The organism is Lysinibacillus sp. FSL K6-0232, from assembly GCF_038008325.1.
Taxonomy (GTDB): Bacteria; Bacillota; Bacilli; order Bacillales_A; family Planococcaceae; genus Lysinibacillus.
The window spans coordinates 2932889-2947968 of the sequence record NZ_JBBOYW010000001.1 but is presented as its reverse complement, the minus strand read 5'-3'; the positions used below and the strand labels follow the sequence as shown (position 1 = coordinate 2947968).

Annotated in this window: 13 protein-coding genes; 4 read left to right on the top strand and 9 right to left on the bottom strand. The window is 36.3% G+C overall.

The window, feature by feature from the left end; translation table 11 throughout:
- Positions 1 to 35: 35 nt before the first annotated feature.
- The gene (locus MHB42_RS14305) at positions 36 to 1217 is read right to left on the bottom strand and encodes a NupC/NupG family nucleoside CNT transporter (RefSeq protein ID WP_340807012.1); all 1182 of its coding nucleotides are present in this window, start codon (positions 1215 to 1217) and stop codon (positions 36 to 38) included.
- A gap of 333 nt (positions 1218 to 1550) precedes the next feature.
- On the opposite strand from MHB42_RS14305, the gene MHB42_RS14300 reads away from it, so the two are divergent.
- Together MHB42_RS14300 and MHB42_RS14295 are read left to right on the top strand one after the other, a co-directional pair.
- Positions 1551 to 2072 (top strand): sigma-70 family RNA polymerase sigma factor, encoded by a 522-nt coding sequence (locus MHB42_RS14300; RefSeq protein ID WP_340807011.1) that lies wholly within the window; start codon positions 1551 to 1553, stop codon positions 2070 to 2072.
- Positions 2059 to 2997 (top strand): DUF4181 domain-containing protein, encoded by a 939-nt coding sequence (locus MHB42_RS14295; RefSeq protein ID WP_340807009.1) that lies wholly within the window; start codon positions 2059 to 2061, stop codon positions 2995 to 2997. The genes MHB42_RS14300 and MHB42_RS14295 overlap by 14 nt, the downstream gene beginning before the upstream one ends.
- Before the next feature lie 26 nt (positions 2998 to 3023).
- Here MHB42_RS14295 and MHB42_RS14290 read toward each other — a convergent pair whose 3' ends face one another.
- The 7 genes from MHB42_RS14290 to MHB42_RS14260 form a co-directional block, all read right to left on the bottom strand.
- Positions 3024 to 4220: an MFS transporter gene (locus MHB42_RS14290; protein ID WP_340807008.1), complete on the bottom strand. Its 1197-nt coding sequence runs from the start codon at positions 4218 to 4220 to the stop codon at positions 3024 to 3026.
- A gap of 12 nt (positions 4221 to 4232) precedes the next feature.
- Positions 4233 to 5501: a TRAP transporter large permease gene (locus MHB42_RS14285; RefSeq protein WP_340808607.1), complete on the bottom strand. Its 1269-nt coding sequence runs from the start codon at positions 5499 to 5501 to the stop codon at positions 4233 to 4235.
- Positions 5482 to 5979, bottom strand: coding sequence for a TRAP transporter small permease (locus tag MHB42_RS14280; RefSeq protein WP_340807007.1), 498 nt, complete (start codon positions 5977 to 5979; stop codon positions 5482 to 5484). The genes MHB42_RS14285 and MHB42_RS14280 overlap by 20 nt, the downstream gene beginning before the upstream one ends.
- A gap of 209 nt (positions 5980 to 6188) precedes the next feature.
- Complete coding sequence (locus MHB42_RS14275; protein ID WP_340807006.1) at positions 6189 to 7235, bottom strand: DctP family TRAP transporter solute-binding subunit; 1047 nt, start codon at positions 7233 to 7235, stop codon at positions 6189 to 6191.
- Between the two features lie 57 nt (positions 7236 to 7292).
- Complete coding sequence (locus tag MHB42_RS14270; RefSeq protein WP_340807004.1) at positions 7293 to 8336, bottom strand: DctP family TRAP transporter solute-binding subunit; 1044 nt, start codon at positions 8334 to 8336, stop codon at positions 7293 to 7295.
- 223 nt (positions 8337 to 8559) lie between these two features.
- Positions 8560 to 9228, bottom strand: a complete 669-nt coding sequence (locus MHB42_RS14265) for a response regulator (RefSeq protein ID WP_340807003.1) — start codon at positions 9226 to 9228, stop codon at positions 8560 to 8562.
- On the bottom strand, positions 9225 to 10796 hold the full coding sequence (locus tag MHB42_RS14260) for a sensor histidine kinase (RefSeq protein ID WP_340807001.1): 1572 nt from the start codon (positions 10794 to 10796) through the stop codon (positions 9225 to 9227). The genes MHB42_RS14265 and MHB42_RS14260 overlap by 4 nt, the downstream gene beginning before the upstream one ends.
- Positions 10797 to 11632: 836 nt before the next feature.
- Here MHB42_RS14260 and MHB42_RS14255 point away from each other — a divergent pair.
- A complete protein-coding gene (locus MHB42_RS14255) occupies positions 11633 to 12904 on the top strand; it encodes an L-lactate MFS transporter (protein ID WP_340807000.1) in 1272 nt (423 codons plus the stop codon).
- 185 nt (positions 12905 to 13089) lie between these two features.
- A complete protein-coding gene (locus MHB42_RS14250; protein ID WP_340806998.1) occupies positions 13090 to 13782 on the top strand; it encodes an AIM24 family protein in 693 nt (230 codons plus the stop codon).
- Positions 13783 to 13821: 39 nt separating this feature from the next.
- Here MHB42_RS14250 and MHB42_RS14245 read toward each other — a convergent pair whose 3' ends face one another.
- Positions 13822 to 15072, bottom strand: a complete 1251-nt coding sequence (locus MHB42_RS14245; RefSeq protein ID WP_340806996.1) for a BaiN/RdsA family NAD(P)/FAD-dependent oxidoreductase — start codon at positions 15070 to 15072, stop codon at positions 13822 to 13824.
- Positions 15073 to 15080 lie beyond the last annotated feature (8 nt).

The following is a 15080-nucleotide window of genomic DNA, read 5'->3' as shown; positions in this document are numbered from 1 at the left end:
GGTGGTGGACATGTTTTATAGTATTGAGATGTAACTTAAATAATTAAACCAACAACAATAGCTGTTAAGATACTGACAAGTGTTGCGCCGTAGAGTAATTTTAAGCCAAAGCGAGCAACGATATTTCCTTGCCTTTCATTCAAGCCCTTTACGGCTCCAGCGATAATGCCGATAGATGAAAAGTTTGCAAAGGATACAAGAAAGACAGAAATAATGCCCAATGTACGCTCACTCAAGGAATCAGTGATCTCTCCAAGGCTAATCATCGCGACAAATTCATTTGTCACTAATTTCGTTGCCATAATGCCGCCAGCAGTAATCGCATCTGCCCATGGCACACCCATTAAGAAAGCGATGGGTGCAAAGATATAGCCTAATATTTCTTGGAAAGACACACCAATTACTATATCGAATAAGGAATTAATGCCATCCATTAAGGCGACAAAACCGATAAGCATAGCACCAACAATAATGGCGACTTTAAAGCCATCCATAATATATTCTCCAAGCATTTGGAAGAAAGCTTGCTTCTGCTCATCCTCAATTGTTAAAATATCCTCATTTTCTTCAACCTTATATGGATTAATAATGGAAACAATAATAAATCCACCAAATAAGTTTAAGACAATAGCTGTGACAACATATTTTGGCTCAATCATTGTCATATAGGCGCCAACAACAGACATAGAGACCGTTGACATCGCTGATGCACATAATGTATACATACGCTGTGGGCTAAGCTTATCTAATTGCTTTTTCACTGTAATAAAAACTTCAGACTGACCGACCATTGCAGAGGCAACAGCATTGTAGGATTCCAATTTCCCCATGCCATTAATCTTACTCAGTAAGAAGCCAACCCATGTCATAAAGAACGGCAAAATTTTAAAATGCTGCAAAATCCCGATCAACGCAGATATAAAGACAATCGGTAATAGGACAGTGAGAAAGAAAGGTGACTCTCCTTGGTTTGCTAAACCTCCAAAAACAAATGAAATGCCCGCATTTGCGTATGATAATAAATGGTCAAAGACATTTGTAATGGCTTTAATTAGCACATAGCCAATTGTTGTATTGAGAAGTAGAGTTGCCAAGAGAAATTGAATCACTAACATCAGTACGATATTTTTGTATTTTATTTCTTTTTTGTTTTTACTTACTAACAGCGCTAAAGCAAAAACGAGTAGTAATCCACAAAAGGATATTAAGTACCTCATAAGTTCCTCCATCAGTATAGATAATAATTGTGAGTGCTCGAATTCATAACTATCACTCATAACATACGCCAATTTCAATTATTGAATAGTTAGAGTATTTTATTAGTCAGACGTCAGACAAACAATCTCACTATACCAGTTTTTTTACTTGTACTTCAAGAGATAAGGGAAAAATATGCTCACCGTATAGAAACTTTTTTTAGTGTGTGAAGCTTTTGCGATATTATGTTTGTTGATTTCAATAAACTTACTGTACTAAAAGTAATTATTTTTTGTTTTTATGAAACCAGCTATTAAGTAACTACGACTATAGAGTGAACAGGAGGTGTTTGGGTGAGTGAGCATTTAGCAGCCGTTATGGAGGAACATGGGGAATATTGTTTGCGTGTTGCCTATCTATATGTAAGGGATTGGGCGATGGCTGAGGAAATTGTGCAGGATGTATTTCTTGCCTATTATCATCAGCAAGAACGTTTTGAACAAAGAGCATCCTTAAAAACATACTTAGTGAAAATTACTGTACATAAAAGTCATGATTATCTTCGAAGCTGGAAAAATAAACGACATCTCTTATTGGAAAAATTCCATATTGGTGTAAGTAAACGCACACCAGAGAAAGCGTTAGTGGAAATAGATGAGCGTAAAACATTGACAAACGTATTATTTCAGATTCCTATTTTATACAGAGAAGTGGTCATTCTTTATTATTATCAGGAATTAAAAATTCGAGAAATTGCAGATATTCTTAGAAGCACAGAAAATACGGTGAAAACAAGATTGCATCGAGCAAGAAAAATGCTATATGAGCTACTAGATGAGCATGAATGGGAGGTGTTAGAGGATGACAGCTTTTAAAAATAAGTTAGATAAGGAGCTTGGCGAAGCACCAAGATTTTCAAAAGCTTTACAAAAGGATATTTTGGAGCAGGCTCGACAAAACAAGCAATCAACAAAGAATTGGCAATATCCAATTATTATGGCTGGGGCAATTGTGCTGTTCTTCTTGTTAATCATAACAGAGCCGTTTAAGCAGACCGATAATGGTCAACAGGCTTCCGTTATTGAATTGGCACAGCAACACGAGATTACAATGTATACAGTAGCTCAAAATGGAAAAGAAACATCATTTCAAGCTGGCAGACCAGGTTGGGTAATAGGGCAGGATATTTTTAAAACTACCGCAGATACGGAGGTATTACAGCAATTATTACAACAGGCTACTGCCACACAGGTACAGGAGTATGATTTATTTGGCTTTAATACGATGGATATATGGGTAGCCTTTGAGAGTGGGCAGGCTGTCAAGTTAAAAATTATGGTTAACGATCAACAATTACTGCTAAAGGATTACACACATCAATCCGTCTATCTTGTCAATGATCCAGAGATGATAGCTACATTTTTAGTCCATATTGATGAAAATAAAAAGGAATTCACGATGGGCAATCTTTTTACATTTCTTATTGTTTTGCTGTTGGGCACATGGTTAATTGAAAAATTGGTAAGGAAAAAATTTAATATACCAAAGGGCTATGCGAATACCGCACATCAACGCGCTACACGAATAATTAAGATTTGTAATACAGTCATGCCAATAATGATGCTACTAACCAATTGGTTTCTCTATACAGCAGTAATTGGTAGCTACCTTATCATTACTGTGATTAGCTCTATTTTTATAGATTATCACTATGGTAGAGAGGAAAAAAGACATTACTTATCAATTGCTTGGGTTATAATAGCTATCCCTGGGCTTATTCTGCTTCTGATGTATATTTAATAAATAAAAGATGCCTTAAAATAACTTTAGGGCATCTTTTTGTGTAAGGTGTAATTTAAAAAGAATAGATAAATAATAGGCAGTAGAACTGTAATGATGACGATACCGTGCCATTTAAAATGTAGCCATATTGGACTAAGTAGGCTGCTTCCTGCAGCAACACCAATATAATACGAAACAAGGTATAAGCTTGAGGCAAGTCCCTTTTGGTGGCTGGCTGTTCGACTTACAGTTGCAGATGTTAGGGAATGTGTTGTGAAAAAACCTAAACAGGCAATACAAAGCCCAACAACAATGAGCGCAAGGGAGGTGCTTACTGTACATAAAATACCACCTACTAATAAAAGCACACCGATTGTTCTAATTTTAGCAATACCTACTTTATTGGCAAGGGCATTGGCAATCGGAGAGCCGATAATACCTAAGCCATACGCTAAAAAAATAAAGGAAATCATTTTTAAGGATAGTAAAAATGGTGGTTCTACTAAATAGTAGGGAATAAACGACCACATACCTGTAAATGATAATTGCAAAATAATGCCGAAGCCAAAAAGAAGTAATAAGTAGGGATTTTTTAAATGCAGCCAAAATCCATGTAAATCTTCTCGGATATAACGACGATGGATTGTAAAGTTTCTTGATTTAGGAAGTGTTAACCAAACAATAATAAAAATGATACTACCAAAAAGGGCTAAAGAGAGAAAGGCTATCTCCCAAGATTTATTTTCTGTTAGATAGCCCATCATTAAACGCCCAATTGTTCCACCTAGTGCATTGCAGGAAATATATAGCGCTGTCGCCAGCCCCATTGATTGTGGATGGATTTCCTCACTAATATAGGCAAGTGCTGCTGCGGGAACGCCTGCAATAGCAAAGCCTTGAATAAATCGTAAAAAAATAATAACCGCAAATGAGTCTGTTAACGGCATTAAAAGAAAAGGAATAATCGTTAAAAGAATGGAAAACCGTACAAATGGTAAACGTCCATAGCGATCAGATAAAAACCCTAAAACGATTAAGCCAATAATAATAGAAAGCGTCGTCATAGACATGGATAGGCTTGCATAGGAAACCGAAATTTGAAATTGCTCTGTAAAAAAGGGGAGCAGGGGCTGTACTGAGTACATTGCTGCAAAAACAAATACCGAAGCTCCACCTAGGCTCATAACAATTACCCAAAATTGTCGATCTTTCATGGAATACCCTTTTGTGAAATTTTCCATAAGAAACCTCTCTTACTTCATTTGCTCTGGTAACCATAGTGATAATTGTGGAATTAACACAACTAATGCTAAAAAGATAATCATTAAAATAATAAATGGAATAACGCCTTTGACAACCTCACCAAGCTTCTCCTTAGCAATACCACTAACAACAAAGAGATTTAACCCTACTGGTGGAGTAATCATACCTAATTCCATATTAATCGTCATAATAATCGCAAAGTGAATTAAATTAATGTCAAAATGTGCAAGAATCGGCAGAAGAATTGGTAAAGTGATTAAAATAATCGAAACAGCCTCTAGGAACATGCCCATTACAAAGAATAAAATATTAACAATAATCATAAATATCCATTTGTTCATATCACTTTCAGCAATCCATGCCCCAACTTGCTGTGGTACTTGTGCATTTGTTAAATATAAGCCGAATAATGAAGCCGCACCAATAATTAAGAAAATCATCGCTGTAATATTAATAGATTCTACTAATACTTCACGGAAGTCTTTTAGCTTCATTTCACGATAGATAAATAATGATACGATAAGACCATAGAACACAGCAATAACGGCTGATTCAGTTGGTGTAACAATTCCTGAATAAATTGTTCCTAAAATTAAAAAAGGTAAAAATGCACCCCAAATTGCTTTTAAGGATTTACGACCACGTTCTCCCCAAGAAGCTGGCTCATCTCCTTTAAAGCCATTACGCTTTGCATATACGATGGCTGCAATAATTAAAATCCCCGTTAAAGCTAAACCAGGAATAACCCCAGCCATAAATAATTCACCAATAGATTGCTCTGATGTAATCCCATAAATAATTAATGGAACACTTGGTGGAATTAAAATCCCTAATGTGCCACCAGCAGCTACCAGCCCCATGGAGTAACGTTTTTTATAGCCTGCTGAAATCATAGCAGGAATCATAATAGAGCCGATTGCTGCGGCTGTAGCAGGTGAAGAACCTGAAATCGCTGCAAAAATAGCACAGGCAACAATAGTTACAACTGCAAGCCCACCTGGAAGATGTCCAATCCATGCACGTAAAGCCTCAATTAAATATTTTGAAATACCACCACGTGCCATCAATACTCCAGCAAGAACGAATCCTGGAATTGCCATCATTGGGAAGGAATCCAATGCAGTGAAAACACGCTGTGGAACCATATTCATATTAAAATCAACTTGGAAGAGGACAAAAATTGTTGAGAGTGCTAAGCTAATCGCAACAGGTACGCGTAAAAATAGTAATAAAAAGAAACTAAGTAAGAGGATTAGCATATTCTTCATCCTTTCCTCGTAGAATATTCACTAATCTTTCTACGAACCTTAGTAAAAATAAAATACCTGAAAGTGGTAAAACTAAATAGACAATCCACATTGGTATGCCAATATCAAGTGATACCATGCCAGATGTATAACGATTTTCCACTAAAATAAAGCCGTAATAGGTGTAAATAACACAAAAAACAATGCTTAAGCCTGTTGCCACTAAATCTAGTAGACGCTTCATTGAAGGCTTTAATTTATCGTATAAAATATCTACTTGGATATGTTGATTATGCTTTAAGGCTAAGCCAAAGCCTAAAAATGTACCCCAAATAATTGCATAACGTGCTAATTCCTCTACCCATGCTTGTGGTTCATTGAATATGTAACGCATAAGGACACCATAAAAAATAAGTACAATACCTGCTATAAAAAAAATACCAGCAAGGATTTCCTCTAAGTAGCCCCAAAGCTTATATAAGGCCTTCATATTGTTGCCTCCTTTAGTTAAAGTTTAAAACGGGTGCTTTATTGCGATATCTTAGCACCCGTTTATACAAGATGAATGTAAGCGATTTATAAAAAAAGAATCTGTAGAGATTTTATAGGAGGGCTGGAACAATCTATTTTCTGTATATTCTGATTATTAACAGCGCTAATCTATGAAAATATAGCAGATTCTTATTGTCAAAATGAATATTATTTTAAATCACGGATACCATTAATTAATTCCTCTGTAATCACATCAGTAAATTCTTCATATACTGGCTCAAGCTTAGTTTTAATAGCTTCTTTTTGTTCAGCAGTAAGCTCCGTTACTTCAATACCAGAGTTTTTAATGTTTTCAAATGATTTTTCATTTTCCTCAGTTGCTAAATCCCAAGCTAGTTGTGTTGCTTCAGCTAAAGCTTCCTCAACTGCTCCTGCTAAATCAGCAGGGATGCTTTCCCAGAATGTTTTATTCACAAAGATCGCGTAATCTAGACGACCATGTTCAGATACTGAAAGATAATTTTGTACCTCTTGATATTTTTGTGTATCAAAGTTATTAAATGGATTTTCCGCACCATCTACTGTGCCTTGCTGTAATGCTGCATATGTTTCACCGAATGCGATTGTGGCAGAGCCAGCCTCTAATGCTTTAAATTGTGCTTCTAGCACTTTTCCAGCCTGTGCACGGAACTTTAAGCCTTTAAAATCTTCGACATTCACAAGTGGATGCTTGTTATTTGAAAATTGCTTAAAGCCATTTTCCCAGAAAGCTAAACCTTTAATATCGTTCGCTGCTAATTGATCAGATTCTAAAAGTGTTTTTGCTAAATCAGAATTAAAGAACTTACGAACATGCTCTTGGTCTTCAAAAAGATATGGCATATCAACATATTGCCAACGTGGGTCGATTTTTACCATTTTTGTTACAGAAGGCGCAATCATATGAACATTACCAGATACCAATGCATCTAATTCATCATTATCACCATATAATTGAGAGGAAGGGTAAACTTCTACTTTTACTTTTCCTTCTGTTTTTTCATCTACTAATTTTGCAAATGCATCTGCTGCTTTTCCTTTAACACTATCAATTGATGTTACATGTGAAAACTTAATGACAAGTGGTTTTTCCTTTGTATAACCACCATCACCTTCTGCTGCTGGAGCAGAGGTTTCTTTTTTGTCACCGCCACCGCAAGCTGCTAATGCAAGCACTAGGACAGCCATCAGTGTCATAAGAAGCCATTTTTTCATTACATATCCCCCTAAATGTTATGATTATAGTTAAAAGGTTGCCCTTTTGAACCCAAGTTAGTGCTGTGATTGATTTTTTGGAAGTGCTTGAATATACTTTTTGCCATAGCTATTTGTGTAATAGTGATAGACAGGCTCAAAGGCAGCTGCCCATTCCTCCATCTCTTTCTCAGATAGATGATGAATTTGGATACAATTACATGCTTCCATTTCTTCTAGCCGCTCCATTGTTAAATCCTCTGCAAGCTGCCATTCGTATTGTTGTACGTCCTCTAATGTTTCAATTAATAATGTTTGCACATCCTCTGGAAGGGAGTTCCAAAATTCATGGTTCATTAATAGTAAATAACCAAGATAGCCATGATTACTAATTGTTAAATAGTCTTGCAACGAATATAAATTTTTGCTCGTAATATTCGTTAGCGTATTTTCCTGACCATCAACATTGCCTTTTTGGAGCTGGTGAAAAACAGTATTAAAATCAATACGTTTCGGATAGGCGCCAACAATCGAAAATTGTTCATCTAAAATATCACTAGGCATAATTCTTACACGCAAGCCCTTTAAATCTTGCACAGCTTTAATTGGTCGAATGCTGTTGCTAAGCTGCTTAAATCCACTATCCCACACGCCCATTGGCAATAAATTATGGGCATTTAATTTAGCCATTAATGCTTGACCAACATCACTCTCAACATATGTATGAACTTCATCTGCATTTTGAAATGCATAAGGTAAATCCATAACAGACCATTCCGGTACAAGTGTTGTAATTTTTGAAATAGCAGGGGCGATCATTTGAATATCACCACGTAATAGTGCATTTAGCTCCTCGCCATCTTTATAAAGAACACCATTTGGAAACACTTGAACTTCGATATAGCCATTACTACGTTCTTTAATTAGTTCTGCAAATTTTAAGGCTGCCATGCCTTTTGGTGTGTTTTCACCAACTACATGCGAAAATCGAATAACGATTTGTTCCTCATGACTTAACTGCTCATTATCAGTAGGGTAAAAATCTTCTTGGCATGAAACTAGCAGAATTGTCAGCAAAATGAGAACGCTAACAGAAATGTATATTAAACGATTGATCCACATATAAATTCACTCCTAATACTATAAGATGTGAACAGTTTTTATTGTAGCTTATTCCATTCAATACTCAATATTATGGTTTTAATGAACATTTTGGTATTTATGGTATATAACAATTTGCTATTTTAATAAACTGTTACAAAACAGATATGCTAATAAATAAAAAAAGAATCTGCCTTTTCCTATGCGATTGTCAATAGAGCTTTAGGAAAAGGCAGATTGTTAATTATTTAATAGAATAATATTTGGTTGGACGACCAACTGCTCCATACTGTAATTCAATTTTTACAGTTCCCTTTGTCGCTAAAAAATCTAAATACTTTCGTACAGTCACTCTAGCCATTCCAACATTTTGAGCAAGCTGCTCAGAAGTAATGGCTGTTTGGTGTGTTGTTAAATAGTCAAGAATTTGCTGCATTGTTAGCTCATTTAACCCTTTTGGAAGCTCTAATGATTCAAGCTGGATACCAAGCCATTGATCGATATCCTCTTGGCGAAATGTTTGTGAGCTTTGAAGCTTTTTCGTAGAGTTTTTATATTGTTGCAGAGCTCTTTCAAATCGTTCAAAGCGAAAAGGCTTAATAAGATAGTCAATAGCCCCTAATCGAAGTGCTTCCTGTACTGTAGGTGCATCTCTTGCGGCAGTAATCATAATAATATCAGAGGGGATACGCTCTGCACGAAGTTTTAAAAATAGCTCCATGCCTGTCATATCTGGTAAAAACATATCTAATAAAACCAAATTCGGTTGTTTTTTTAGAATTTGTTGGTAGGCATCATGTCCATTTACAGATTCACCTACAAGCTGAAAACCGTTCAATCTTGTTAAAAAAACTTTATTTACTTCAAGTACCATTGGATCATCCTCTACGATAAATACGGAAAGATTACTCATTGTTCTTCAGTCACCCCTATTTCGATTGTAATAATTGTTCCAATGTTGACGGTTGACTCTACCTGAATCACTCCATTATTCGATTCAACAATTTGTTTAACAAGAGCAAGCCCAATACCATGTCCGCTTTTTCCTTTTGTACTAAAGCCATACTCAAAAATTCGCTCTGGTCTGCCAGCAATTCCTTTTCCACTATCTTGTACCTCAATAAATAGATGGCGCTTATTGCCAATCAATGTAAGATGAACATCTTTATGTGTACGGTCAAAGCAAGCTTCCATGGCATTGTCCAATAAATTACCGATAATGGTTATCATATCTCCGCTGGAAAAGCCGCTGATAAAATCAACAAGCATTGAGCTGTCATCGATAGTTAGCTCTACACCAAGCTCTTTTGCACGTGAAAATTTACCAAGTAATAAACCTTGAATAGAATAGTCGTGAATCTTATCATGTAAGCTTTGAATAATTTCCTCCTCATCTGTTATTTCATCAATAATTAAGCTTAATGCCTCTGTATCCCGTTCCAATTGAATTAATCCTGCAATGCTATGTAGGCGATTCATATATTCATGCTGCTGGGCACGCAATGAATCCACAAGTATTTTAATGCCTGTTAATTCCTCCGCTAACATATTAGCTTCTTTGCGATCTGTTAGCATAATAAGGTAGCCAGCATTTTGTTCCATAATGCGTATAGGGAAGGTGCGTACTAAATACATTTGGTCAAACATTAAAAGTGGTCGATAAGCTTCATGCTGTTGAAGTATATCCTCTGCCAGCCAAGTTCCTTTAAATAAAGTCTTTCTTGAAATTTGATGCCCAAAGAAATGCGTATACTGTCTTGCGAGTCCATTAATAAAGGTGACATTTGCATGTTCATCTGTAGCTAAAATACCAATATCCATTGCCTGAATAATACCAGAGCGTTCTTCCACTAAACGAGCTATTTCATATGGCTCTAAGTTAAGGGTTTGTCGTTTTAAATGGTTGGCAACCAATACAGAGCCGCCTAATCCAATTGCTAATCCCCAAAAAAGGGACATCAATATATCGAGCTGATATTCCTCAACAAGGTCATACCATTTTGGTGCAAGTAGTCCAACGGTAGTAACACCCACTTGCTTTGTACCTTCTTCATTCATAATAGGTACAAATGCTCTGACGGAATAGCCTAAAACACCCCGTGCCTTTGATATATACTCATGCTGAGAAAATGCTTCGATTTCATCTCCTCCTTCAAAAACTGTGCCAAGTCGTTTTTCAGAAGGGTGTGAGTAGCGAATACGGTTCATATCAATAATGACAATATAATCTACATCCGTTGTTAGGCGAATGCGCTCGGCAATGGGCTGAATAACAGTAAAACCCGCAGGCTTTCCCACGTTGTTTTGAACATCTGTCAGCTGAGATACGGTTCTTGCAATTGCGATGGCTCGTGCACCAAATTCCTTTTCAAGCGCTCCAGCAAGATTATGAATCATAATGGCTCCACTTGTGGCAACCGAGAAAATAACAATAATAAATGAAAAAATAAACATTTTTAATCGTAGTGAAATATTTTTCATAGGACGCTGGATACTCCTTTAAACAAATTATCACCTCTTTATATACATGAAGCATTTCGTTCTATTATAAATTAACATAAATGAATCATTTGTTGTAATACAATATTGATTGAAAGGAACTATTTTTAATTGTGTAGTATAACAGTTTTCGCGCATAATGCGAAAAGAATCATAAATAAGCAAATCAATATAAGAAAGCTTGTGCGGCTAACTAAATAGCAATTTTTAATAATATGAATATCGTTGCTTATAGCGGATTGTTTAAAAATATATATATTTGAATAATAAAAAAATAACAATAAATATTCATTATTATTGAATATACAAAGTATAGAGATAATTTATTTTCCTGCAAATCCCTTAAAAGGTTGATAAATCATTTCTTTTTGTTTTTTTACGTTCGTTTATCATGATAAAAATTATTTCTTTGTGAGTTAAAATTCTCTTTTATTCCTAATATTTCTTATTGATGAATTTTCGCGATGAAAGAAAATAGCACTAAAATTTATATACAAGAAGATAAATAAATTGTGATAGTATGTGAAAATATACACAGAATTAATTATTTTAATATAATTACATAGAATTTATACAATAGAGTGGAAAAGTAATATTATCTAAAAAATGTTGTAATTTTTGTTAGATAAACATCGTTATACTTAGAGGCTGTTAGGTTTTAATGATAGATATGAGTGATTGGAAAATAAAATACTTTTTGGAGAAATAATATTTTTTAGAAAAACATCTTGCATTTGAATAATTCTTAATGGTAAATTGTTTTACATGGACGTTCATAGAATTTTCACAGTAGCAAAAGAGGGGAGAAATGAGAATTTATGAATAAAAATAGATGGTTAATTGCATTATCTGCAATTGCGATTCATCTTTCAATCGGTGGAGCCTATGCATACAGTGTGTATAAGCTACCGATTGTTACAGAAATGGGATGGAGTGAAACGAACGTAACGGTTGCCTTTACAATTATGATGGGGCTTGCAGGTTTTGCAGCTGCTTTATTTGGTAGTTTAGTAGAAAAAATGGGACCACGTAAATCTGCGATGGTAGCAGCTGTGCTGTTTGGAGCAGGACAAGCTGGTGCAGGCGTAGCGATTGCAATGGATTCGGTTGTAATGTATTGGTTAACATATGGTGTTTTAAGTGGATTAGGTATGGGGATTGGCTATATTGCGCCTGTATCGACACTCGTAAAATGGTTCCCAGACCGCCGTGGTTTAGCTACAGGTATGGCTGTACTTGGATTTGGCTCAGGTGCGCTTATTACAGCACCCGTTGCAGCTAACTTAATGGAGGCAGTTGGCATTTCTACTACATACTTTATTTTAGGGGCAAGTTATTTCACGTTAATGATTTTAGGGGCTTCCTATATAGCACCGCCTAAGCCTGGTTATATGCCAGCAAATATGAAGGCTGCGGCTGAAAACGGCAAAGCGGTTGTCAAAAAAGATTTAGCTGTCATGTCAGCACGCGAAGCTGTAAAAACAAAGCATTTCTGGATGCTATGGTCGATGCATTTAGTAAATGTAACAGCAGGTATTATGATGATTTCTGTTGCTTCTCCAATGGCGCAGGAAATTGTTGGTCTATCAGTGGCAGGAGCTGCAGCAATGGTAGGCATCATGGGGTTATTTAATGGTGGTGGCCGCTTAATCTGGGCTGCTGTGTCTGACTATATTGGTCGCTCAAACGTTTTTGTTATTTTCTTTACAGCACAGTTAATTACATTTATTGTTTTACCACATACAACAAACGTTATACTTTTCCAAGCACTTATTTTCTTAGTTGTTAGTTGCTATGGTGGTGGCTTCTCAAACTTACCTGCATTTGCAAGTGATTTATTTGGCACGAAGCAACTTGGTGTGATTCATGGTTATTTATTAACAACTTGGTCATTAGGTGGTATTTTTGGACCGCTGTTAGTAAATACGATTAAAAATACTTATGGTAGTTATATTCCTGTTTTCTATGTATTTGCAGGATTAATTGCTGCTTCCTTAATTATTTCTATTACATTACGTGCAAACGTACGCAAACAAGCAGCGTTAAAAGCAGCGGCACAAAATGTTGGAAATGTGTCAACAACACAATAAGCATCAAGACTATATAGATGTCCTACTACAGGGGCATTTATATGGTCTTTTTTTATCAATATTGTTATATAACAATTAATAACTAATATATAACAGTGATTATTGATTGTCAATTCTATCAGCATAAAAACTTGAATCTTTTTCTAAAAATGAACGTATATAAGGTAATTAGGGAGGGATTTATTATGGGGAAATTTTCTTTAAATGAATTTGTTCGTCAAACACAGCAGGATGATAATGAGAACGATTATTTTGAGTTAGAAACAGAACGCGTATTAGAGGTTAATTTAAATGGTGATGTCTGGTCTAAAATGGGTGCAATGATTTCCTATACAGGTGATATTAAATTTGAACGTGAGCGTGTACTGGAGCATGGGCTTGGTAAAATGTTTAAAAAGGCATTAACAGGTGAAGGCACGCAATTAATGAAAGCGAGCGGAAAAGGTCGTCTATATTTAGCAGACCAAGGAAAGAAAATTACTGTTTTTGATTTAAACAATGAAAGTCTTTGCGTCAACGGTAATGATTTATTAGCATTTGAGCCTAGCATTGAATGGGATATACGTTTAATGCGAAAAATGGCAGGGATTATGTCAGGTGGCCTATTTAATGTCACATTACAAGGTAAAGGCAAAGTTGCCATTACAACACATTTTGAGCCATTAACATTATTAGTAAAGCCGGGGGAAACGGTCTATACAGACCCACATGCAACGGTTGCATGGTCAGGCAATTTAACACCTGAGTTTAAAACAGATATTAGCTTCCGTACATTTATTGGTCGTGGTAGTGGTGAATCGATCCAAATGGCATTTTCAGGAGAAGGTTTTGTGATTATCCAGCCATTTGAAGAAGTATATATGTCAGGTGAAAGCTAAAGAAGCGTGTCCATTCTTTTTAGGACACGCTTCTTTATATTATAATGCTGCATGCATACCTGCAATGCGACCTGTTACAAGGGCGGAGGTGATATTGTAGCCACCTGTATAGCCATGAATATCGAGAATTTCACCGCAGAAGAACAAGCCCGCTTTTTTCTTAGAAGCCATTGTTTTTGGCTCAATTTCTTTGACGGAAACACCACCACCTGTGACAAACGCCTTCTCAAGAGATTGTGTGCCATTTACTGTAAATGTAAAGTTGACGAGTAAACGTGCTAGCTGACGCATTTTCTCTTGGGACAAGTCAGCACCTATTAGCTGGACATCAATATTTGCTCGTTGACATAAAAATAATAGCCAACGTTCAGGAGCAATGCCTTTCCAAATATTTTTCACAGCTTTTTTTGGCTCTGCCTTTATAAGCTTGTTTAAGTATTGCAGACACGTTTCTTCATTATAGTTCACGAGCGTTTGAATACGCATTGTGACTGGCTCATAGCCTGTTTTCATCAATTCCTTGACAACAAATTGACTACAGCGTAAAACAGCAGGACCACTTAAGCCGAAATGGGTAAATAGCATATCCATTTGGTGGGTGACAAGCACCTTCCCTTTGTTGTTTAACACGGATACAGCGACATCTCGTAATGCTAGCCCTTGTAGTTCACGTGTTTGAATAAAGCCCTCTTTGGAGGTAACAGGAACCTCTGTTGGAAATAATGTTGTGACAGTATGACCTGCACGCTCTGCCCATGGGTAACCATCGCCTGTTGAGCCTGTTTGTGGTACAGCTTTTCCACCAACAGCAACAATGACCGCCTGACTGCGAATTTCAGTGCCATCTGCAAGGCGTACACCTAAAATTTTTTCATCATCCATTAAGAGTTTATTAACGGCTGTATGCAAGCGCACCTCGACATGTAAATGTTGAAGCTGACGGATTAGTGCATCCACAACATCCTGTGCACGGTTGGATACAGGGAACATACGTCCATGATCCTCTTCCTTTAATGCCACACCGAGCCCTTCAAAAAATGTAATAATATCTTCATTATTATAAACGGTAAACGGGCTATAAAGAAAACGACCGTTACCAGGGATATGTTTGACGATTTCTTCAACAGGCAAACGATTTGTGACATTACAGCGCCCACCGCCAGAAATAGCTAACTTTTTGCCAAGCTTTGCGCCTTTTTCTAGCAATAATACCTTCTTGTTACGCTCTCCTGCCGCAATTGCCGCCATTAAGCCAGATGGACCGCCACCAATTACAATTACATCATACATAGTTAGAA

Coding starts and splice junctions, on each gene's coding strand:
- MHB42_RS14305 (WP_340807012.1), bottom strand. CDS start 1,217: ATGAGGTACTTAATATCCTTTTGTGGATTACTACTCGTTTTTGCTTTA.
- MHB42_RS14295 (WP_340807009.1), top strand. CDS start 2,059: ATGACAGCTTTTAAAAATAAGTTAGATAAGGAGCTTGGCGAAGCACCA.
- MHB42_RS14290 (WP_340807008.1), bottom strand. CDS start 4,220: ATGGAAAATTTCACAAAAGGGTATTCCATGAAAGATCGACAATTTTGG.
- MHB42_RS14285 (WP_340808607.1), bottom strand. CDS start 5,501: ATGCTAATCCTCTTACTTAGTTTCTTTTTATTACTATTTTTACGCGTA.
- MHB42_RS14280 (WP_340807007.1), bottom strand. CDS start 5,979: ATGAAGGCCTTATATAAGCTTTGGGGCTACTTAGAGGAAATCCTTGCT.
- MHB42_RS14275 (WP_340807006.1), bottom strand. CDS start 7,235: ATGAAAAAATGGCTTCTTATGACACTGATGGCTGTCCTAGTGCTTGCA.
- MHB42_RS14270 (WP_340807004.1), bottom strand. CDS start 8,336: ATGTGGATCAATCGTTTAATATACATTTCTGTTAGCGTTCTCATTTTG.
- MHB42_RS14265 (WP_340807003.1), bottom strand. CDS start 9,228: ATGAGTAATCTTTCCGTATTTATCGTAGAGGATGATCCAATGGTACTT.
- MHB42_RS14260 (WP_340807001.1), bottom strand. CDS start 10,796: ATGAAAAATATTTCACTACGATTAAAAATGTTTATTTTTTCATTTATT.
- MHB42_RS14255 (WP_340807000.1), top strand. CDS start 11,633: ATGAATAAAAATAGATGGTTAATTGCATTATCTGCAATTGCGATTCAT.
- MHB42_RS14250 (WP_340806998.1), top strand. CDS start 13,090: ATGGGGAAATTTTCTTTAAATGAATTTGTTCGTCAAACACAGCAGGAT.
- MHB42_RS14245 (WP_340806996.1), bottom strand. CDS start 15,072: ATGTATGATGTAATTGTAATTGGTGGCGGTCCATCTGGCTTAATGGCG.